The 20675-nt window shown below is 68.4% G+C and carries 21 protein-coding genes; 14 read left to right on the top strand and 7 right to left on the bottom strand.

Annotated features, from left to right (window positions below; genetic code table 11):
• The first annotated feature begins 26 nt into the window (after window positions 1-26).
• From C2U58_RS02640 to C2U58_RS02630, 3 genes are all read left to right on the top strand, one after another.
• The gene (locus tag C2U58_RS02640; RefSeq protein ID WP_102944423.1) at window positions 27-1388 is read left to right on the top strand and encodes an Hsp70 family protein; all 1362 of its coding nucleotides are present in this window, start codon (window positions 27-29) and stop codon (window positions 1386-1388) included.
• 198 nt (window positions 1389-1586) lie between these two features.
• Window positions 1587-1904 carry a YkgJ family cysteine cluster protein gene (locus C2U58_RS02635; protein ID WP_301182347.1) on the top strand — a complete coding sequence of 106 codons (318 nt, stop codon included), beginning with the start codon at window positions 1587-1589 and terminating at the stop codon, window positions 1902-1904.
• 20 nt (window positions 1905-1924) lie between these two features.
• The gene (locus C2U58_RS02630; protein WP_102944422.1) at window positions 1925-2104 is read left to right on the top strand and encodes a hypothetical protein; all 180 of its coding nucleotides are present in this window, start codon (window positions 1925-1927) and stop codon (window positions 2102-2104) included.
• Between the two features lie 46 nt (window positions 2105-2150).
• On the opposite strand, the gene C2U58_RS02625 is transcribed toward C2U58_RS02630, so the two are convergent.
• The 3 genes from C2U58_RS02625 to C2U58_RS02615 are packed head-to-tail and all read right to left on the bottom strand — an operon-like array spanning window position 2151 to window position 4131.
• Window positions 2151-3032, bottom strand: a complete 882-nt coding sequence (locus C2U58_RS02625) for a DUF4097 family beta strand repeat-containing protein (protein WP_102944421.1) — start codon at window positions 3030-3032, stop codon at window positions 2151-2153.
• A gap of 11 nt (window positions 3033-3043) precedes the next feature.
• On the bottom strand, window positions 3044-3550 hold the full coding sequence (locus C2U58_RS02620) for a hypothetical protein (RefSeq protein ID WP_102944420.1): 507 nt from the start codon (window positions 3548-3550) through the stop codon (window positions 3044-3046).
• Entirely contained in the window at window positions 3547-4131 is a 585-nt protein-coding gene (locus tag C2U58_RS02615) for a sigma-70 family RNA polymerase sigma factor (RefSeq protein ID WP_102944419.1), read from the bottom strand. The genes C2U58_RS02620 and C2U58_RS02615 overlap by 4 nt, the downstream gene beginning before the upstream one ends.
• 113 nt (window positions 4132-4244) lie before the next feature.
• Here C2U58_RS02615 and C2U58_RS20000 point away from each other — a divergent pair, with 113 nt between their 5' ends.
• Together C2U58_RS20000 and C2U58_RS02610 are read left to right on the top strand one after the other, a co-directional pair.
• Entirely contained in the window at window positions 4245-4412 is a 168-nt protein-coding gene (locus C2U58_RS20000) for a hypothetical protein (protein ID WP_172448060.1), read from the top strand.
• Window positions 4409-4990: a mechanosensitive ion channel family protein gene (locus tag C2U58_RS02610; protein WP_102944418.1), complete on the top strand. Its 582-nt coding sequence runs from the start codon at window positions 4409-4411 to the stop codon at window positions 4988-4990. Before C2U58_RS20000 ends, C2U58_RS02610 begins: the two co-directional genes overlap by 4 nt.
• Here the strand turns inward: C2U58_RS02610 and C2U58_RS02605 are convergent, their stop codons facing one another.
• The gene (locus C2U58_RS02605; RefSeq protein WP_102944417.1) at window positions 4991-5548 is read right to left on the bottom strand and encodes a DUF2058 domain-containing protein; all 558 of its coding nucleotides are present in this window, start codon (window positions 5546-5548) and stop codon (window positions 4991-4993) included. It lies immediately after the preceding gene.
• Between the two features lie 51 nt (window positions 5549-5599).
• On the opposite strand from C2U58_RS02605, the gene C2U58_RS02600 reads away from it, so the two are divergent.
• The 3 genes from C2U58_RS02600 (at window position 5600) to C2U58_RS02590 (ending at window position 8507) form a co-directional block, all read left to right on the top strand.
• On the top strand, window positions 5600-6097 hold the full coding sequence (locus tag C2U58_RS02600) for a M48 family metallopeptidase (protein WP_102944416.1): 498 nt from the start codon (window positions 5600-5602) through the stop codon (window positions 6095-6097).
• A 63-nt stretch (window positions 6098-6160) separates the two neighbouring features.
• Window positions 6161-6871, top strand: a complete 711-nt coding sequence (locus C2U58_RS02595) for an rRNA pseudouridine synthase (RefSeq protein ID WP_102944415.1) — start codon at window positions 6161-6163, stop codon at window positions 6869-6871.
• 55 nt (window positions 6872-6926) lie between these two features.
• A complete protein-coding gene (locus tag C2U58_RS02590; RefSeq protein WP_102944414.1) occupies window positions 6927-8507 on the top strand; it encodes a phospholipase D family protein in 1581 nt (526 codons plus the stop codon).
• A gap of 30 nt (window positions 8508-8537) precedes the next feature.
• Here C2U58_RS02590 and C2U58_RS02585 read toward each other — a convergent pair whose 3' ends face one another.
• Window positions 8538-9626: an HDOD domain-containing protein gene (locus C2U58_RS02585; RefSeq protein ID WP_102944413.1), complete on the bottom strand. Its 1089-nt coding sequence runs from the start codon at window positions 9624-9626 to the stop codon at window positions 8538-8540.
• A 301-nt stretch (window positions 9627-9927) separates the two neighbouring features.
• Between C2U58_RS02585 and C2U58_RS02580 the strand changes: the two genes are divergently transcribed.
• Window positions 9928-11025, top strand: coding sequence for a Glu/Leu/Phe/Val dehydrogenase dimerization domain-containing protein (locus tag C2U58_RS02580; RefSeq protein WP_102944988.1), 1098 nt, complete (start codon window positions 9928-9930; stop codon window positions 11023-11025).
• Between the two features lie 50 nt (window positions 11026-11075).
• Here C2U58_RS02580 and C2U58_RS02575 read toward each other — a convergent pair whose 3' ends face one another.
• On the bottom strand, window positions 11076-13913 hold the full coding sequence (locus C2U58_RS02575; RefSeq protein WP_102944412.1) for an autotransporter serine protease: 2838 nt from the start codon (window positions 13911-13913) through the stop codon (window positions 11076-11078).
• A 181-nt stretch (window positions 13914-14094) separates the two neighbouring features.
• Between C2U58_RS02575 and C2U58_RS02570 the strand changes: the two genes are divergently transcribed.
• The 3 genes from C2U58_RS02570 (at window position 14095) to C2U58_RS02560 (ending at window position 16278) form a co-directional block, all read left to right on the top strand.
• Window positions 14095-15270, top strand: a complete 1176-nt coding sequence (locus C2U58_RS02570) for an acetyl-CoA C-acyltransferase (RefSeq protein WP_102944411.1) — start codon at window positions 14095-14097, stop codon at window positions 15268-15270.
• A 124-nt stretch (window positions 15271-15394) separates the two neighbouring features.
• On the top strand, window positions 15395-15736 hold the full coding sequence (locus C2U58_RS02565; RefSeq protein WP_102944410.1) for a hypothetical protein: 342 nt from the start codon (window positions 15395-15397) through the stop codon (window positions 15734-15736).
• 137 nt (window positions 15737-15873) lie between these two features.
• Window positions 15874-16278, top strand: coding sequence for a hypothetical protein (locus C2U58_RS02560; RefSeq protein WP_102944409.1), 405 nt, complete (start codon window positions 15874-15876; stop codon window positions 16276-16278).
• Between the two features lie 45 nt (window positions 16279-16323).
• Here the strand turns inward: C2U58_RS02560 and C2U58_RS02555 are convergent, their stop codons facing one another.
• Window positions 16324-17955, bottom strand: a complete 1632-nt coding sequence (locus C2U58_RS02555; RefSeq protein WP_102944987.1) for an acyl-CoA dehydrogenase family protein — start codon at window positions 17953-17955, stop codon at window positions 16324-16326.
• A 105-nt stretch (window positions 17956-18060) separates the two neighbouring features.
• Between C2U58_RS02555 and C2U58_RS02550 the strand changes: the two genes are divergently transcribed.
• Both C2U58_RS02550 and C2U58_RS02545 read left to right on the top strand, forming a co-directional pair.
• Complete coding sequence (locus tag C2U58_RS02550; RefSeq protein ID WP_102944408.1) at window positions 18061-19068, top strand: ligase-associated DNA damage response exonuclease; 1008 nt, start codon at window positions 18061-18063, stop codon at window positions 19066-19068.
• Window positions 19065-20669, top strand: coding sequence for an ATP-dependent DNA ligase (locus C2U58_RS02545; protein WP_102944407.1), 1605 nt, complete (start codon window positions 19065-19067; stop codon window positions 20667-20669). The genes C2U58_RS02550 and C2U58_RS02545 overlap by 4 nt, the downstream gene beginning before the upstream one ends.
• Window positions 20670-20675: the final 6 nt, after the last annotated feature.

Below are 20675 nucleotides of genomic sequence, written 5' to 3'. Positions count from 1 at the left end.
CCCCCTGACCCTTCGGCCCGGCCCGCATGAAAATCGGCATCGACTTTGGTACCAGCAATTCCGCCGCCGCCGCCGTGGTCGAAGGCCGGGTCGTGCCGATCCGCTTCGGCGAGGCCGAACAGTTCCGCACCACGGTGTACTTCCCCGAGGTAATGCGCGACCCCAACGACTTCGCACTGACCCCGGCGCTGGAGCATGAGCTGGCGCGGTTGATCGACGCGGCCGCGCGCGATGCACGCGCGGCCGGGCAGGAACGCGCACCGGACGCGTTGCGCCGCGAAGCGCTGCGCGTGGTGCGCCGGCAGTGGATGGAGGAACAGATGCGGGCGCCGCTGACCTCGACCAAGCTGCTGCAGAACGCGGTGTACGGCGACGAAGCGCTGGAAGCCTACTTCGAGGAGAACGAAGGCAACCTGGTGCAGAGCCCGAAGTCGATGCTGGGCTACAACCTGCACCCGCGCGCGCGCCAGACCATCACCGGCATCGCCACCCACATCCTCGAACACATCCGGCTGACCGCGTCGCGGCAGCTGGACACCGCGGTGCGCACCGCCACCCTCGGCCGCCCGGTGCAGTTCCGCAGTTCGATCGGCGCGGCGGGCAATGACCAGGCGCTGGAGATCCTGCATACCGCGGCGATCGCCGCCGGTTTCGACAGCGTGGATTTCCTGGAAGAGCCGGCCGCAGCGGCCATGCACTACCACGCCGAGAGCGCGCAGGAACACGACACGGTGGTGGTGGATATCGGCGGTGGTACCACCGACGTGGCGCATGCCCGCGTGGGCGGCACGCAGGCGCCGAAGATCCACCGTGCATGGGGTATCGCGCGCGGCGGTACCGATATCGACCTGGCGCTGAGCCTGGGCGCGTACATGCCGCTGTTCGGCCGTGGCAGCAGCCGCGTGCCGGCGCACCACTATGTGGAAGCGGCGATGGTGCAGGACATGACCCGCCAGCGCGATTTCCGCCAGCACGCCTACCGCGACGTGGACGCGCCGTGGGGCAAGCGCCTGCAGGCGCTGCAGGACACCGGCAACACCGCGCGCCTGTACCGCGAAGTGGAGCGCTGCAAGATCGCGCTCAGCAGCGACGCGCAGCACGCCAGTGCGCTGGACTTCATCGAGCGCGACCTCGGCGTGGCGGTGGAGCGCGCGCGCCTGGAAGGGGCCGCCGGGCAGTACCTGGGCGAGCTCACCGGCCTGCTGGAACAGGTCCGGGCGGACATCGGCCACGACCCGGCCGCGGTCTTCCTCACCGGCGGCATGTCGCGCGCCGGCTACCTGCAGCAGGCAGTGGCCGCGGCCTTCCCGGGGTCGACCCTGGTGCGGGGCAATCCCTCGTTCGGCGTGGTCCACGGGCTGGCCTGGGCGGCGGCAGGCAACGTCTGAAGCCCTTGCGCGGCAAGGGTTTCCAGCCGTGGAACCGCCGCATTAACAAAACGTTACGCCGAAAGCGCTATCATCTTTCGGCTTCGATGCGCAATGCGCATGTCGTCTCCAGCCTCGTAGAGGCCATCATCCCCGCCGATGTTGGTGCCATGGACCTGTCCGTGGCGTCGGGATCGTCTTTCGCCAGGAGAAACTGGATTGGGCGCATGCGCCGAGCCGGACACCATCGACTGCCGCCGCTGCGACGCGGTGTGCTGTCGGTTGTCGGTAACGGTGATGCCCGACGACGCGGTGCCGGCCTATCTGCTGGATACCGATGAAGCCGGCCGTACCGTGATGGCACGCAACGACGAAGGTTGGTGCGCTGCGATCGACCCCTATCACCTGCGCTGCACGATCTATTCGCAGCGCCCCGCGATCTGCCGCCAGTTTTCGATGGGCGGCGATGACTGCCGCACCGTGCGGCAGGACTACCGTCGACAGCAGCACGAGGCGTCGACGTTTTTTCCCACGTAGTACCCATGACAGGAGCATCCATGGCCCGTTCGCCAAAGACCTCCCCCAAGGCAGGCAACACCGTTCGCGTTGACCGCAAGCAGGGTTCCAACACCGCAATGAGCAGCGCCAGCATCGCCGCCGACCTGGCCGCGTTCCGCAAGAGCGGTGGCAAGATCGAAGTACTGGGCAATACCCTGGCGCTGAAAAAGGCCGGCTGATGCCGCAGCCGTCCGCACCGGCCCTGGGCCGGTGCGGGGGCCGCACTCAGCGGCCGCCGAGCGTGACCTTCACGCTGCCCGAGTGGGCATTGATCGAAATATCACCGTCGCCACCTCCCAGGCGCGTGTCCAGGCTGCGCCCCGGGCCATAACGTGGCTTCTCCACCTGACCCACCGGTGAGCTGATGTCACCGCTGAAGGTCTTCACCGCCAGACGCGCCGACACCTGCGCCGGCAGGCTCAGGCTGATCGAACCGCTCACCGTCTCCAGGGTCACCTTGCCGCCCGGCGCGAGCCCGGCTGCGCCGACCTTCAGGCTGCCCGACACCGCTTCGGCCGCCAGTCGCTGCACCTTCGCCGCATCCAGCGTGATGTTGCCCGACACGGTGCCTACCGACACGTCGCCTGCGCCGCCACCGGCCTGGATGGAGCCGCTCACCGCGCGCAGTTCAAGCCGCGGGGTCTGCACCTGCGAGCGGATGCTGCCACTCACCGAGGCCAGGTTGGTTTCGCCGCTGCGCCCGCTGGCGGCGACATCGCCGCTGACCGCGTTTGCCTGCAGCCGACGCAGGTCCACCTCGGCCACGTCGATGTCCGCACTGACCGTGCCCAGCTGCACTTCCACCGAACGCGGCACCCGCAGTTCCAGGGTGGCGCCGCCGCTGTTGCCGTTGCGCGGGTAGATCACCTCCCACCGTACCCGGTTGGCGCTCTTGTCCTGCTGCAGGCGCAGGCCGTCGGCCAGGCTGCCGCTGAGGGCCACTTCATTGCGGTCCCAGCCACGCACAGTGACCTTGCCGGCGATGTTGCTGAGTTCGACCCGCCCACCGGCGGCCAGCGGGTGGCGTTCGTCGACGCGGGTGGCGGCCTGCGCGGCCAGCGGCAGCAGCAGCGCGAGGGCAACAAGGTAACGCTTGGACAGGGGCATGGGTCTCTCCTTCAGGATGGCAGGCCAGCGGCGTTGACGGCCTGCTGGGTCAGTTCAAGGCGCAGCGCGTAGGTACGCTGCAGCTGGGTCAGCAGGAACCCGGAGCGCGGGTTCTCGGCAAGGGCGGCGCGGATGGTGCCCGCGCTGGAATCGAGTTCGTGCAGCGCCGGCTGCCAGTCCGCGCCAATCCGATCCGCCGGCAGGGCCGCCATGGCCTGCTGGTACTCGGCGGCCAGGACATCGGCCTGGCGCTGCAGCGGCGTGGGGCGCGGGGTCGGCGGCGGCGCGGTCGGCACCACCATCAGCACCGCCAGCGCAGCGGCCAGGCCAAGGCCGATGCGCAGCGGCCAGCGCCACGCCGGACGCGTGGGCGCAGGCATGGGCACCACGGCCGTGCGGGGCGGCAACCGCGCGGCGATGCGCTGCCAGGCGTGGGCAGGCGGCAATCGTTCGGCCGGCAGCGCGCGCAGGCGCGCCTGCAGGTCGTCATGGGAAGCGTTGTCGTCGTGATCGTTCATGCGGGTTCTCCCAGGCGCGCGCGCAGCAGGCCGCGCGCACGGTGCAACTGTGCCTTGGAACTGCCGACCGCCATCTGCAGCTGTTCGGCGATTTCATGGTGTTTCCAGCCTTCGATATCGTGCAGCACCAGCACCGCCCGGGCGCGCGGCGGCAGCGTTTCCAGCGCGCGCTCCAGGTCCAGCGTGGTGCCCGCGCAGCGGTCGATCGAGGGCACTGCGGCCAGCATTTCGCCGTCGTCTTCGCCGCTGTCGGCCGCATCGCGCGCCGCATTGGCACGCAGCTCCATCAGCGCGGCGTTGACCCCCAACCGGTGCAGCCAGGTGGCCAGGCTGCTGTCGAAACGGAAGCCCGGCAGTGCGCGCCAGGCCTGCAGGAAGGCTTCCTGCAGTGCATCCTCGGCACGAGCGGCCTGGCCACCGCACAGCCGCCACAGCACCGCATACAGGCGCGGCGCATGCCGGTGGTAAATGCGCTCGTAAGCGGCCGTGTCGCCGGCCACGGCGGCCCGCACCAGGGCGGACTCGTCGGTGGGGTCGGCGTCGTTGGCGGCGCGGAGGGCGGGCATGGTCGTATCGAGCATATCCCTTGGATGCGGCCGCCATCGAAAAGGTTTAAGCCCGGCCGGTTAAACCTTTTCGCCCGCGGCTGCATCCAATCTCCTGTTCCCGCGAAGGATCGCCCCAGGAGGTCCGCATGTCGCCCACGTGTCTTGCCCTGCTGTTGTCGCTTGCCACCGCCTGTACCCTGCCCGGCAGCCCGGTGACGGTGCGCGTGTCGCCACCGCCGCGTGCCGACCTGTGCGTGCAGTACGAGCAGCGGGCGCCGTTGTGCGTGTCGGGGTTGGTAAACTGGCGGGCATGAAAGAACACCTGCCTGCCTGGACCCATGAGTGGCTGCAATACGGCGCGCCCGCACTGCAGATCCTGCTGACCCTGCTGGTCGCGTGGCTCGTTCGCCTCATTGCGCGGCGCCTGCTGCGCCGACTTGGCGAGCACTACACACTGCCGCCGGAGATGGTGATGGGCGCGCGCCGCGTGTTCACCTTCGTGGTGTATTTCGCGGTACTGATGGTGGTGCTGCAGATCATCGGGGTGCAGGCCAGCGTGCTGTGGACGGCGTTCACCGGCTTTGCCGCGGTCGGCGCGGTGGCCTTCTTCGCCGCATGGAGCGTGCTCTCCAACATCTTCTGCACGCTGCTGATCTTCACCACCCGCCCGTTCCGCCTGCACGATTACATCGAAGTGCTGGAGAACGGCGAAAAACCAGGCCTCAAGGGCCGGGTGATCGACGTCAACCTGATCTACACCACGCTGCAGGAAAACGCGGGCGGCCACGAAGGCACCGTGCTTCAGATTCCCAACAACATGTTCTTCCAGCGCACCGTGCGCCGCTGGCGCGATCCATCGCAGGCCCCGGGTGGCATCCAGGGCGATGGCTGATTACCAGATCAGGTCGTCTGGCACCTGGAACTGCGCGTAGTAGGCGTCGTCTTCCGCATTGCCCGTGCTGGGCTCGGCATTGCCGCGGACCTTGCCGTTGTCGAGCACGATGGCTGATGCGTCGCGTTCGCGGATCTTGTCGGCTGCAGCGCGCGGTACCAGCTCGAACCCCTCGCCGAGACGCACGATCACCAGGCTGCCCGCCGCCAGCTGCCGGCGCAGCAGCTCGTTGACCAGCATCGTGCGGATCAGGCTGCCATCATTGAAGCGGTATTCGCTTTCGCCGTCACGCTTGACCCGGTTGCTTTCGATGATCTGCCGGACCTGCGCCTGCAGCTCGTGCTGGCGGCTCTTTTCCTTGCGTTCGGCTTCGATCGCGCGGTCGCGCTCGGCTTTTTCGGCGCGCAGCCGGTCGGCCTCGCGCTGGCTGTCGGTCGGGGCGACCGGGGCCTTGCCGTGGCGGGCCTTCACCTGTTCACGCGCGGCCTGGGAGACCTGGGACTTCTTGACCAGCCCGGCCTTGAGCAGCTGTTCCTGCAGGGGATTTGCCTTCGCCATTGCCTGTACGTCTGTTGTTGCGGGAATCCAGGGGCCATCATACTGCCCTGCATGACCGCCCTGAAATACCTCGCCGGCTACCCCGACGCCCTGCAGCAGCAGGTGCGCGCGCTGATCGCGGCCGACCGCCTGGGGCCGTGGCTGGAGCGCCGTTATGCCGAGCTGCATACGGTGCGCAACGACCGCCAGCTGTACGACTATACCCAGGCCCTCAAGGAGCGCTACCTGCGCCAGTCGGCGCCGCTGTCCAAGGTGATCTACGACAGCCGCCTGCAGGTACTCAAGCACGCGCTGGGCACCCACACCACCATTTCACGGGTGCAGGGCAGCCGGCTCAAGGCCAGCCGCGAGATCCGCATCGCCAGCGTGTTCCGCGAGGCCCCGGCCCCGTTCCTGAAGATGATCGTGGTGCATGAACTGGCGCATCTGAAGGAAGCGGACCACAACAAGGCCTTCTACCAGCTGTGCACGCACATGGAGGCGGACTACCACCAGTTGGAATTCGACCTGCGGCTGTACCTGACCCACCTGGAGCGGCCCGGCGCCTGAACGCGGCGAACGGCCCGAGCCAGTACACTGCCCGCCCCCACCCCGCTTCCTGCTGCCTGCCCCATGACCGACCCGATCCGACTCGACAAACGCCTGACCAGCCTGATCGGCTGCTCCCGGGGCGACGCCCAGCGCTACATCGAGGGCGGCTGGGTCACGGTCAATGGCACCGTGGTCGAACAGCCGCAGGCGATGGTCACCGACGAAGTGGTGGTGCTGCGCGACAACGCGGAGGCGACCCGCGCCGAAACCGTGACCATGCTGCTGCACAAGCCGGCCGGCATGCCGGCGGCCGACCTGTGCGCGATGGTCACCCCGGACAGCCGCAGCGAACTGGACGCCACCGGCGTGGCCCTGCTGCAGCGGCATTTCCACGGCCTGCAGCTGGCGATGCCGCTGCCGGCCGAAGACAGCGGCCTGGTCGTGGTCAGCCAGGACGGGCGCGTGGTGTCCTACCTGAGGGACCGCGGCGCGACGCTGGAACAGGAATACCTGGTGGAAGTAACCGGCGAGCTGGCCCCCTACGGCATGCGCCGGCTGGCCCATGGCCTGAGCTTCCGCAACTGGCCGCTGCCGCCGTGCAAGGTCAGCTGGCAGAACGAAACCCGCCTGCGCTTTGCGATCAAGCCGGTGCACCCGGGCCAGCTGCGCGACATGTGCGGCCAGGTTGGGCTGGAGGCGGTCAGCGTGCGCCGCCTGCGCGTGGGCCGGGTCGCCCTGGGCAAGCTGGCGCCGGGCCAGTGGCGCTACCTGGCCCCCGACGAGCGCTTCTGATCCCGCCCGGTGCCGTGCACTCGCAGTGCACGCGCGCCCCGCTTAGGATCGGCGCATGACCGAAAAGATGCCGTTGTGGCGCCGGTTGCTGCGCGGCGTGTGCGTGGTGCTGGCGATCCTGATCCTGCTGGTGCTCAGCGGCCTGCTGCTGGGCGACCACCTCACGCCCAAGGCGATGGGGCCACACAGCACGGTGCTGCCCCTGCAGCCGGCCCAGGGCCCGATCGACCGCGAAGTGGTGCGCCTGCAGGCCCAACACCCGGGCCAGTCGGGCGTGGCGTTCCTGTCCGAAGGGCTGGATGCCTATGCCGCGCGCGCGGTGGTCACCCGCCACGCGGCGCGCAGCCTGGACCTGCAGTACTACATGTGGAAGGACGACCTGATCGGCCACCTGATGGCGCAGGAGCTGTACCAGGCCGCCGAGCGCGGCGTGCGCGTGCGCCTGCTGCTGGACGACATGAACGCGCAGGACAAGGACGCGCTGATGATGGCGCTCGATGAGCACCCCAACATCGAGATCCGCCTGTACAACCCGTTCCGCAACCGCGACGGGCTGTGGCGGCTGGTGGAGATGGTGCAGCGCTTCTTCAGCGTCAACCACCGCATGCACAACAAGCAGTGGATTGCCGATGGGCGCGTGGCGATCGTGGGGGGACGCAACATCGGCGAGGAGTACTTCAGCGCGCGCAGCGACGTGAACTTCCGGGACCTGGACCTGCTGGTGGCGGGCAAGGCGGTGCAGCAGGCCAACACCATTTTCGACGCGTACTGGAACAGCGAAGCGGCGGTGCCGGTGGCGGCCCTCGCCTTCCATACCCCGGCCCAGCTGCGCCTGTTGATGCTGGAATCGGCGCACGAGGCCAAGCTCGACGCGGCACAGCCCTACCTGCAGCGGGTGGAGCGTTCGGAGTCAGCGCGCAGGTTTGGGCTCAACGAGGTCAAGCTGCACTGGTCGCCGAATGTGGAGATCATTTCCGACCCGGCAATGAAGCATCGCCGCGACGACCAGGCCAACTGGCTGGTGACCCGGCTGGTGCGCGACCTTGGCGCGACGCGCGACAAGGCGCTGCTGATCTCGCCGTACTTCGTGCCCGGCGACGAAGGCGAGCGCGGGCTGGCGGCGCTGGTGGAGCGCGGTGCGTACGTTGGCGTGGTCACCAACTCGCTGGCGGCCAACGACGTGGCGGCAGTGCACAGCGGCTACATGCACTATCGCCTGCCGCTGCTGCAGGACGGCGTGCACCTGTACGAACTGAAGTCGCGCGGTCCGGGCGGCGGTGGCAGCGGCCCGTTCGGCAGCAGCGGCGCGAGCCTGCATACCAAGGCGTTCCTGATCGATGACAAGCGCGGCTTTGTCGGTTCATTCAATCTTGACCCGCGTTCGGCGTATCTCAACACCGAGATGGGCGTGATGTTCGAGGACCGCGCATTGGCAGCGGAGCTGCGGCAGGAATACCTACGCCTGGCCAGCCCGAAGATGAGTTATTGGGTGACGCGCACGCCGGACAATGAGGTGCGGTGGTTGGATTGGGCGGAAACGCCGCCGACGTTGTTGGACCGGGAACCGGATACGTCGTTCAAACAACGGGCCGTGGCACGGGTGATCAGCTGGTTGCCGCTGGAATCGCAGTTGTGAGGGGTTCCGTGGGACACGCGCGGCGTGTCGCTACGCGTCTCCCACCTCATCCCCATCCAACGTCTCTACCCCGCGCCCATGCAGCCGGCGCCAGATCCATTGCAACGCGTGCGTCGGGGTACCCTCCAGCTGCTCCAGCAGCGCGGAGGCCTGGGCCTGGCTGATCCGGCCGTGCCGGCACAACAAGCTGGCCGACGCCGCCGCGCGCGCGAAGCGCAGGCTGGCCGCCAACCCACCGCCACGGGCCTCGCCGTCGCGCAGCAGGGCTTCATGCACCGACGGCGGCAGCTCCCAGGCCGCAGCAATCCGGCTGGCGACCGGCAGGCTCCAGGTGTCCAGCAACGTGCTGGCCAGCGCCTGCGAGGGCACCGCGCCATGCTGCCAGGCGGCGTCCAGCAGCTGCCGCATCACCAATGCCGCGCCCAGGCCCTGGGTCAGGCCCATCCACTGCGCGGCAAACCCGTCTTCGTGGGTCACCAGGCGTGCATGGTCGGCCGCCGCGCGCGAGGCAAGCAACGCGTGTTCCCAGACCACCGTGCCGAACTGCGGGAAGGCGTCGCTGTGCAGCTGCATGACCGGCTGCACCAGCACCGCACTGATGATCTGGCGGATGCCGTCGGTGCCCACCAGGGTCACCGCGCGCTGCAGGCTGTCCACCGGCTTGGCCTGCAGCCGATAGACCGGACTGTTGGCAATGCGCAGCAGGTTGCCGGTCAGCACCGCGTCCTGGCCGATGATCGAAGCCATGCTGCGGGCCGAGGCGTCGCTGTCATTCACGGTCTGGATCAGCTGCGGCAACAGCTGCGGACGGCGCGGCAGGTGCCGGGCCGACCAGTCCTGCGCCTCCAGCGCCGCCGCCACGGCCGCCTGCAGCGCGGCGTCCTGGGCCCCCGCTGCGCGATCCACCCCGCCGCTGCCGGGCCCCAGGGCCAGCGCATGCAGCCCGGCCTGCAAGGTCCCTGCCGGGTCGCCTGCGGTGGGCACAGCGGCCACTGGCAGGTGTGGATCGGCGGCAGCCGCGCGCCGTGCCACGGGCGCCTCTGCCGGGCGTCGATACAGACCCCAGCCCACGCCCGCGGCCACCAGCAAGCCCGCCGCCCCGACCAGAAGCGCGGTCATCGGCCCGGACCCGTCGGGGCGGGGCTCTTTTTCTGGATTGTTGCCACTGCACCCACGTCTGACCTGTCCTGGCTTGCCGGTACCGCGCACCGTTGCCACGGCATCGGCCCGGAACCCGTCAACTTTAGGGTTGTCCCACGGCGGTCACCGCCCGCTGACAACGTCGTCGGGCGGAATGCACTAGAATGGCGCCGCGCGACCCGTCCTGCCGAACCGACGACGTCGCTTTTTTTGTTTTGCACCCCACCTTTTGCTGGTTCGTTCGCCGCTGTTGGCCGACGTTCGCACCATCGGAGTCGCCATGTTATTTGAAACCCTCGAAACGTCCGGTCACGAACAGGTGGTGTTCTGCCACAGCGGCGATGCCGGCCTGAGGGCGATCATCGCCATCCACAACACCACCCTGGGCCCGGCCCTGGGCGGGGTGCGCATGCGGCCGTATGCCAGCACCGACGAGGCGTTGGCCGATGCACTGCGGCTCAGCCGCACCATGACCTACAAGAACGCGTTGGCCGGCTTGAACGTGGGCGGCGGCAAGGCGGTGATCATCGGCGATCCGCGCAGGGACAAGACCGAAGTGCTGTTCCGCGCGTTCGGACGCTACGTGGATTCGCTGGGCGGGCGTTACATCACCGCCGAGGACGTCGGTACCGACGTCAACGACATGGAAAACATCTACCTGGAAAGCGAGTTCGTTACCGGCGTGCACCAGGTGCATGGCGGCTCGGGCGACCCGGCACCGTTCACCGCCTATGGCGCGCTGCAGGCGCTGATGGCGGCCATGCAGCACAAGCTGGGCCATGAAGAAGTCGGCAAGGTCAGCATCGCGGTGCAGGGCCTGGGCCACATTGGCATGGAACTGGTGAAGCTGCTGCGCGACCGTGGCGCCAAGCTCTTCGTCACCGACCTGGACAGCAGCCTGGTCGAGCGCGCGGTCACCGAATACGGTGCCGAAGCGGTGAAGCCGGACGACATCTACGACGTGAATGCCGACGTGTTCGCGCCGTGCGCACTGGAAGGCGCGATCAACCCTCAGACCCTGCCGCGGCTGAAGTGCAAGATTGTCTGCGGTACCGCCAACAACCAGCTGTCCAGCCTAGAGGTTGGCGACGAGCTGCACGCGCGCGGCATCCTGTATGCGCCCGATTACGCGGTCAACGCCGGTGGCGTGATGAATGTCTCGCTGGAGATCGACGGCTACAACCGCGAACGCGCGATGCGCCTGATCCGCAGCATCTATCACAACCTGGGCCGGATCTTCGCGCTGTCGCAGCAGGAAGGCATCGCGCCGCAGCGTGCGGCTGACAAGATCGCCGAACAGCGCATCCATTCGATTGGAAAATTGAAGATGCCGCTGGGACGGGCAACGCCGCGTCTTGGGAAATTGCGCGGCGGTTGACGCGCATCGTGGATCGAGACGCCGGGGCATGCCCCGGCGTCTTCATTTCATCAGAACGCTGCCGAATAACGCAGCGCCACCTGGCTCAGATCGCCGCGCGGACCGAAGCGCTGGTCGTAACCGAACGACAGCTGCGAGGTGCGGGTCAGCCACGACTGCACCGACACCCCAAACAGGCCGCCGGAACGCGCCGGCTGCAGGCCGGCCACCGGTGCCCATGCGTCCACGCCGACGAAGCTGGCGTCGAAGCCCAGGCCTTGGCTGGACAGGGTGTGCTGCCACTCGGCATAGCCGCGCAGCGACCAGCCCCCCAGCAGCGTCTCGGCCCGCAGGCCGGCCAGCGCCTGGCTGCGGCTGGAGGTGCGGCTGTCGGCACGCAGACCGAAACCGAAGCCCCCGTCTTCGCTGAAGCCGTTGCTGCCCACGCGCGCATAGTCGGCGCCGACGTACGAGGTCAGCGACATCGTCCTGTCACCGAAGCGGTAGCCCGATTCCGCGCTGGCCGTGCTGAAGTCACCGCTGTAGCGGGTATTCACCCCGTACTGGGCAGCGCCGAGCAGCAGCTGGCGGTCGATCTCGCGGGTGAACTGGCCGGCACCGAGCTGGCCCAGCGTGTACGCATTGCCGTTACTCCAGCCGGCATACATCTGCGCCTGCGACTGGCGGTCGCGACCGCTGTCGCCGCCCCACTCGCGGCTGCTGTTGCTGCGGGTTTCGCCGAACGCGAAGCCGAGCACGCCGTTGCTGCCCAGCGCCATGTCCTGGCCCATCATCCAGCCCTGGGTCTGGAACCCGCTGCCGGCAAAGCTGCCCTGCCCGGCTTCACCCAGCGTGCTCTGCCAGGCGCCGCGCAGGCGCGGTGAGGCCGACACGGTGTCGAAGCGCGACGACAACGCGCGGCGGTTCATGTCCAGGTTGTCGAAGGTCATGCTGGTGGCAAGGGTGTGCGCCTTGCCGGACAGGCTGTCCAGGCTGGCCTGCAGGCCGGCATTGCCCTGCACCCGCTGCAGCTCGCCCGCCGCGCCGGCAAAGCCGGACGTGCCGGGAAGCGTGCCGGTGTCGAGCACGCCGAACGCCTGCTCCACGCGCAGGGCCGAGGCAGCAGAAATGGTGCCGAGCCCGGCAGTAGCCGCGGCCGTGGCCACGTTGACCCGGGCAATATCCAGATACGCGGTGTACTTGTCGTACGAGAACGTTGCATCCAGCAGCGTCACGTTGTCGACGGCGCTGTAATTGGCGAACTGGCCGTTGACTCCCTGCGCGGCCACAATCAGGGCCTGCCGCGAGCCGTCCTGCGGAACGTAGCCTTCAACCGCGCGGTCGATGAGCACCGTACCGCCGTTCAACTGCGCCGTCCCGGTGACCTTGAGCGAGGTCGCGCCCAGTGCGGTCGAGAAAACAGCCCCGGCCTCATGGGTGTAATTGCCCGAGATGACCGCGGTGACGCCGGCCTCGAACATGTAGAGCGTGCCGTTGTTGACGACGTTGCCAGTGATCCCGGTCGTACCGGCGCGGAACTGCAGTCCACCGGCAGCCGCGACCTGGACGTCCGACCCCAGCGACGCGCCATCGCGCAGCGACAGTGCACCGGAGACTACCTTGGTCCCGCCGGTGTAGGAATTCTTGCCACCCAGGACCAGGGTGCCCGCGCCGGATTTCTCCAGCCCGCCGGCGCCACTGATGTCGTTGCTCCACGTGCTGAAGTTCGACGAGCCGGGCACCGTTACGGCCACCGTGCCCCAATCGAAGCGGGCCGGGCCGTTGATCGCCTTGCCGACGTTCAGCAGGCCATGTCCGAACACCTCATCCACGCCTGGCGCGCCGAGATCGGTTGCCGTGCCCAGCAGGGTCTGGCGGACCAGGTCATTGCTGAAATACGGGTACTTCTGCCAGACCAGCGCAGCCGCACCGGACACCAGCGGCGCAGCATACGAGGTACCGCCGCCCCACTTGTAGACAGGCGTCCCACCGGTACTGGCGGGGTCTACGAACACCGACTCGCCCGGCGCGGCCAGGCAGTAGTTGGCCGCCACGCCGCACGCATTGGCGTAGCTGGACAGCGTGTCCGGCTTGGCGAAGTTGACCGCGGTCACGGCCAGCCAGCCCTTCTCCAGGTCGGCGGCCGGACGCGTGTCGTTCGGACCGGCCTGGCTGGGCAGCGCGGCCATGCTGGACGGGTTGGGCTTGCTCTCGTTGCCGGTCGCAAACACCACCAGTCCGCCGTTGGTGGTGATGAACGGACGATATTCCGCGGCAATCGGCGCGGTGGCCGCCGGGTTGGTCCAGTACAGGCCACCCCAGGAGTTGTTCATGATCTTCACGCCGTCGGCGATCAGGTCCTGGTGGACCGCCGCCAGGCCGAGCGCGCCGTTGACCTGGTTGCCGTTGCCGGTACCGTCGTCGACCGGCGCCTTGTCGGCGATGATCCGCGCCGAGACGATCTGCGCACCGGGGGCGATGCCGCCCGGCCAGTCGCCGAACGCGGCGCCGGCGGCCAGCTCGGCCACCGTGGTGCCGTGCCCGACCACGTCGTCGACCCGGAGGTTGTTGGTGGCCGGATCCACGTAGGTGTGGCTGGCCACGACCCGGCCGGCCAGCGTCGGATGGGCGCGGTTGACGCCCGAGTCGACGATGCCGATGCGCACGCCCTGGCCGGTCAGGTCCTGGCGATCCAGCGCGTTGGTCAGCGCAAGGTGGCTGTTGATCGCCGGCTGGGTCGGAACCACCGGCGGCGTGACCGGCGGAACGACCGGCGGCGCGACGGGCGGCACGACCGGCGCCGGCGGCATGTCGCCCCGGGTATTTCCGCCACCGCCGCCGCCACACGCGGTCAACCCTACGGCCAGCGCACCGGCCAGCACGTTCCTGCTAAAGACTGCCTGCTTCATCCCTGCTCCCCCGAAACGTAATTGAAAACCACGTACAGCGTCCTGCCTGGCCGGCCGACACCGGTGGTAAAGCTTGACCCCCTATACTGGGTCCCCCCACGCAGTCTGACGGGAAACCGCGCCGTAATCCATGGCATGGGTTCCCATTTCGTAAATCGCTCACGCAACAAACGAGATTGCCATGTCCAATATTGTCATCGCCGCGGCCAAGCGGACCGCCATCGGCTCCTTCCTCGGCCAGTTCAACGGCGTGCCCACCCCGACCCTGGGCGCCACCGCCATCGCGGCCGCCCTGGCCCAGTCCGGCGTGCCGGCAGCGGACGTTTCCGAAGTGATCATGGGCTGCGTGCTGCCGGCCAACCTCGGCCAGGCCCCGGCCCGCCAAGCTGCGGTCGCCGCCGGCATCCCCTATTCCACCGGCGCCACCACCCTCAACAAGGTGTGCGGCTCGGGCATGAAGGCGATCATGCTGGGCCATGACCTGATCAAGGCCGGCACCGCCAGCATCGTGGTCGCCGGCGGCATGGAGTCGATGTCCAATGCGCCGCACCTGCTGCCGAACTCGCGCACCGGCAACCGCTTCGGCAACTTCCAGGCGGTCGACCACATGGCCCACGACGGCCTGGTCAACGCCTACGACGGCAAGGCCATGGGCGAATTCGCCGAGTGCGCGGTGGACAAGTACCAGGTGACCCGCGAGGAGCAGGACGCCTACGCCATCGAATCGGTGCGCCGGGCCCAGGCTGCGCAGGCGGCCGGTGCGTTCGACGACGAGATCGTCGCGGTGAAGGTCGCCGGTCGCAAGGGCGAGGTCGAGTACGCCCAGGATGAGCAGCCGGGCCGCTCGGACATCGCCAAGATCCCGACCCTGCGCCCGGCGTTCAAGAAGGACGGCACGGTCACCGCCGCCAGCTCCTCGAGCATCTCCGACGGCGCCGCCGCCGTGGTCCTGCTGGCTGAAGACGACGCGACCGCGCGTGGTCTGCAGCCGCTGGCCCGGATCGTCGCCCATGCCACCCACTCGCAGGAACCGGAATGGTTCACCACGGCACCGATCGGCGCGATCCACAAAGTGCTGGAAAAAGCCGGCTGGAGCCTGGACCAGGTCGACCTGTTCGAGATCAACGAAGCGTTCGCGGTTGTCGCCATGGCCCCGATCCGCGAACTGGGCATCCCGCATGAAAAGGTCAACGTGCATGGCGGTGCCTGCGCATTGGGCCACCCGATCGGTGCTTCGGGTGCGCGGCTGGTGGTCACCCTGGTCAACGCCTTGCGCAAGCGTGATGCAAAGCGCGGAATTGCTACACTGTGCATCGGCGGCGGTGAGGCAACGGCCATCGCCATCGAATTGATTTGATTGGAATTAACACCCGTTTCGCAAAAATGAATGCGGGATCGCTTGACAGCCCAACGTGGCTTGTCATCATGTTGCCGGGCGCGCAATAGCGCGTTGCCTAATCTAACGACGAGGATTCACACTAATGAGCATCAACAAGCTGCTGATCGCAATGGCCCTGGGCCTGGCTCTGACCGCCTGCTCGAAGCAGGAACAGGCTGCTGACGCCGCCGCTTCGGCCAACGAAGCCGCTGCCGACGCCCAGGTCGCTGCCGACCAGGCCGCTGCTGCTGGCGCCCAGACCGCCGACGCTGCCCAGGCTGCTGCCGACACCGCCACCACCGCTGCTGACGCTTCGGCTGATGCCGCTGCCCAGGCTGCTGGCGCTGCCACCGACGCGACCGCCGACGCTGCTGCCGACGCTGCCAAGGCCGGTGAAGCCACCGCCGAGCAGGCCAAGGACGCTGCTGAAGAAGCCAAGAAGTAATAACTTCTTTCTTCAAGCAAGTCTGAAGAAGCCGCTGGTTCGCCAGCGGCTTTTTCTTTGGGTGCCTTCCGGCACGCACCGCGCCTTCACGGGCCGGTGAATAGGATCGGCCTCCCTTACACGTGACGGAGAGCGCCATGAAGATTCGTTCGATCACCACCCCGCTGATGGCCGCTTCGCTGCTGCTGGCGCTGGTCGCCTGCAAGGGCCCGGAAGCCGAGCAGGCGCGCGCCGATGCCGCGCAGGCTGCAGACAGCACCGGCGAGGCTGCGCGCGCTGCCGTGGACCAGGCGGCCGCCTCCACCCGCAATGCCGCCGACGAAGCCGCTGCTGCGTCCGAACGCGCTGCCGCCGATGTGCAGCCGGCGCTGGACCGTGCGGCGGATGCGACCGCTGCGGCGGCGGCCGATGCCAAGGTGGCTGCGCGCGACGCCGCCGCGCATGCCAGCGACGCTACCGCCAACGCGGCTGAGAAAGTGGCCGACAAGGCACGTGACGTGGCCGACGACGCCCGCCAGAACGCGGACGAAGCGAAGCATTGATGTGTTGCGTAGAGCCGGGCGGAGCCCGGCTCTACGGTCACCGGGTCAGGGCAGCGCCCGCGCCATCACCGCCTGAAGGTCGATGCCTTCCGGCAACGTACCAAACGCCATGCCATGTTCGCCGGCCAGCCGCGAACGTACGAACGCCTCAGCCACCGGACTCTGCGCACGCAGCAACACCGCTGCCTGCAGCAACAACGCCAGGCGCTCGCTCACTACCCGCGCCTGGGCTTCTGAAGGTGTTGCCGACAACACCGCACGCAGCGCCTGCACCGCCGCGTCGTAGCTCGCATCGATCCCGGACACGGTTTCCAGTTCCGCCTCCAGCACCGGCAGCGCCTGCGGTTCGCGCGCCAGTGCGCGCAGCACATCCAGGCACTGGATGTTGCCGCTGCCTTCCCAGATCGAGTTCAACGGCGCCTGCCGGTACAGGCGCGGCAGCATCGACTCTTCCACGTAGCCAGCCCCACCCAGGCACTCCTGCGCTTCGTTGACGAACACCGCCGCGCGCTTGCACACCCAGTACTTGCCTAACGCCGTGGCAATCCGCGCAAAGGCGGCTTCGTGTGCATCGTGCGGCGCCTGGTCGACCGCGCGCGCCACACGCATCGCAAAGGCCGTGGCGGCTTCGGATTCGATCGCCAGGTCGGCCAGCACGTTGGCCATCAACGGCTGTTCGCTCAGCCGTCGACCGAACGCGCTGCGATGGCGGGTGTGGTGCAGCGCCTGGGCCAGCGCCATGCGCATTTCGGCTGCCGCGCCGAGCATGCAGTCCAGCCGGGTCATCATCACCATGCCGATGATGGTGGCCACGCCCCTGCCCTCCTCGCCGACGCGGCGCGCCCAGGCGCCGCACAGTTCCACCTCGCTGGACGCGTTGGACCAGTCACCCAGCTTGTCCTTCAGGCGCATCACGCGGAACGCATTGCGGTTGCCGTTGGCCAGCCGCCGCGGCATCAGGAAACAGGTCAGCCCGGCCGGCGCCTGTGCCAGCACCAGGAATGCATCGGACATCGGCGCGGAGAAGAACCACTTGTGCCCGACCAGCGCATAGCTGCCGTCTTCGCGCAGCTCGGCACGGGTGGTGTTGCTGCGCACGTCCGAACCGCCCTGCTTTTCGGTCATGCCCATGCCGAGGGTAATGCCGGCCTTGTCGGCCATCGGCACATCGCGTGGGTCGTACACCGGCGCGGCAGCCTTCTCGGCCCAGTCGGCCAGCAGTGGATCCTGGCGCAGCACGGCCACCGCCGCATGGGTCATGGTCAGCGGGCAGCTGGTACCCGCTTCGGCCTGGTGATGCAGGAAACTGAGCGCTGCACGCGCCACGTGCGCGCCGCTTCGTCTGTCCTGCCACGACAGCCCGGCCACGCCGTGGCGTTTGGCCAGGTCCATCAGCTGGTGGTAGGCCGGGTGGAACTCCACCGTATCGATGCGGTGGCCCTGCGCGTCGTGCGTGCGCAGCCGTGGCCGATCCCGATTGGCGTCGAAGCCGAGCCGGTACAGCGTATCGCCCGCGATGCCACCGTACGCCTGCAGTGCACCAATGAATGCGGCGCCGCCTTCGCGCTGCACGGCGTCAGCCAGTGCCACATCGTCGGCCCACAGGTTGCGCCCGCCGAACGGCGGTGGCTGGTTGGTGACCTCGTGGGTTTCAAATGCAGGCAGAGCGGACATCATGGTGCGGGCCTCCTGGCAGAAGCCCTGATTCTGCCGCATCCGCGCGCGGGCCGCCGTTCAGCCGGATTCTCACCTCCTGCACGAGCGCGGCGGCACAGTGCAGGCATGAGCGAACGTGCTGCATCCAACGACCTGGTGGTGCTGCGTCCGGAGGGGCTGTATTGCCCGGCCGGCGATTTCCACATCGACCCATGGCGCCCGGTGCCGCGTGCGGTGATCACCCATGGCCACGGCGACCATGCACGCAGCGGTATGGGGCAGTACTACAGCAGCACCGGCAGCGTGCCGATCCTGCGCTGGCGGTTGGGCGACGTACCGCTGCAGGCGTACGACTACGGTGAACCGTTCACGCTGGGCGACGTCCAGGTCTCGCTGCATTCGGCCGGCCACGTGCTGGGCTCGGCACAGGTGCGCATCGACGATGGCCGCCAGGTGTGGGTGGCCTCGGGCGACTACAAACGCCAGCCCGACCCGACCTGCGCGCCGTTCGAGGTGGTGCCCTGCGACGTGTTCATCACCGAGGCCACCTTCGCCCTCCCGATCTACCGCTGGCAGGACACGCGCGAGGTTGCAGCCGAGATCGTGGCGTGGCGCCGCGAATGCGAACAGCGTGGCGAAGCGGCGATCCTGCTCTGCTATGCACTGGGCAAGGCGCAGCGCGTGCTGGCCGAACTGCTGCCGCTGGACGACCAGCCGGCGTGGCTGCACGGCGCCATCGCCAACGGTGTGGCGGTGTACCGCGAGGCCGGCATCCCGATGCTGGAAACGCATACCGTGGCCGAGCAGGGTCGCGAACCGGACGCGGCCGGCAAGTTGATCCTGGCCCCGCCGTCCGCCGCAGGCACCACCTGGCTGCGTCGCTTCGGCAAGCATCAGCTCGGGTTTGCCTCGGGCTGGATGCGGCTGCGTGGCAACCGTCGCCGGCGCAACTACGACCGCGGCTTCGTGGTGTCCGACCACGCCGACTGGCCGGCGCTGCTGCAGACCATCGAACAGACCGGCGCGCAGCGTGTGATCGCCACCCACGGCAACACCGATGCGCTGATTCCCTTCCTGCGCGAGCGCGGCATTGCCGCCGAAGCGTTCCGCACCGATTTCGGGAGCGAGGAATGAGAGCCTTCGCCGCGCTGTACCAGCGCCTGGATCGCAGCACCGCAACGCTGGACAAGCGCGCGGCGCTGGTCGCGTATTTCCGCGATGCGCGCGCGCACGATGCCGCGTGGGCGCTGTACCTGCTCAGCGGCGGCAAGGTCGGCGGTGCGCGGCGGAAGATTGCCGCCAGCGGCGAACTGCGTGCGTGGATCGCCGAGGCTGCCGATCTGCCGACGTGGCTGGTGGCCGACAGTTACGACCAAGTGGGCGACCTCGCCGAAACCCTGACCCTGCTGCTCGACGATCCGGTGGAGAGCGCACCGGACCGTCCGCTGGCCGACTGGATTGAAACGCACCTGCTTGCCGTGGCCAACCAGCCCGAACCGGTGCGGCGCGCGGCGGTCGAGGCCGGCTGGAACACGTTGCCGGCGTCCGAACGGCTGGTCTTCAACAAGCTGCTGACCGGCGCGTTGCGGGTGGGTGTGTCGCAACGGCTGGTGCAGCAGGCGCTGGCCGAGTTGTCGGGCATCGATATCGCGCGCATCGCGCAGCGCATGCTGGGCGACTGGGTGCCATCTCCCGGCCTGCTTGCCACGCTGCTGAGCGCGGAAGAACTCCCCGAAGACCGCCAGCAGCCTTACCCGTTCTACCTGGCCTCGCCGATTGAAACCGATGTCGCCGGGCTGGGACCGATTGGCGACTGGACGTTGGAATGGAAATGGGACGGCATCCGTCTGCAGCTCCTGCGGCGGAAAGGCGAGGTCGCGCTGTGGTCGCGTGGCGAAGAACGCCTGGACGGACGCTTTCCGGAAATCGAAGCCGCGGCCATGGCGCTGCCCGACGGCACCGTGATCGATGGCGAGCTGCTGGCCTGGCGCGACGGCGAAACGCAGCCGATGCCCTTCACCGCGCTGCAGACCCGCATCCAGCGCCGCAAGCCCGGGCCAAAAACCCTGGCCGATACGCCGGTGCGGGTGCTTGCGTACGACCTGTTGGAATTGAAGGGCGTCGACCTGCGCGAGCAACCGCTCGTCGAACGTCGCGCGCAGCTGGCGGAGGTACTCGCTGCGCTTGGCGATCCGCGCGTGGTGCTTTCACCCACGGTAGATGCGGCCAACTGGGACGACGCGGCAACCCAGCGCACCCAGGCGCGCGAACGCGGGGTGGAAGGCCTGATGCTCAAGCGCAGCAGTTCCACCTATCAGAGTGGGCGCCGGCGCGGCGACTGGTGGAAGTGGAAGATCGAGCCACTCACCATCGATGCGGTAATGATCTACGCGCAGGCCGGTCACGGCCGCCGCAGCACGCTGTACACCGATTACACCTTCGGCGTGTGGGACGGCGAAACGCTGGTGCCGGTGGCCAAGGCGTACTCGGGCCTGGACGACAAGGAGATCCTGGCGCTGGACCGCTGGATCCGCGCCAATACCGTGGAGCGCTTCGGCCCCGTGCGCAGCGTGCGCGGCGAGCAGGTGTTCGAGCTCGGCTTTGAAGCGGTCAACCGCAGCAGCCGGCATAAGTCGGGCATTGCGGTGCGCTTCCCGCGGATCCTGCGCTGGCGCCACGACAAGCCCGCCAGTGAAGCAGATACCCTGGCGCAGCTGCAGGCCCTGGCGCGGTGAGCCGAC

Source organism: Stenotrophomonas sp. VV52 (assembly GCF_002893095.1).
GTDB classification, from domain to species: domain Bacteria; phylum Pseudomonadota; class Gammaproteobacteria; order Xanthomonadales; family Xanthomonadaceae; genus Stenotrophomonas; species Stenotrophomonas aracearum.
Note: the sequence above shows the minus strand (reverse complement) of the source record. Positions and strands in the feature narration are given on the sequence as shown.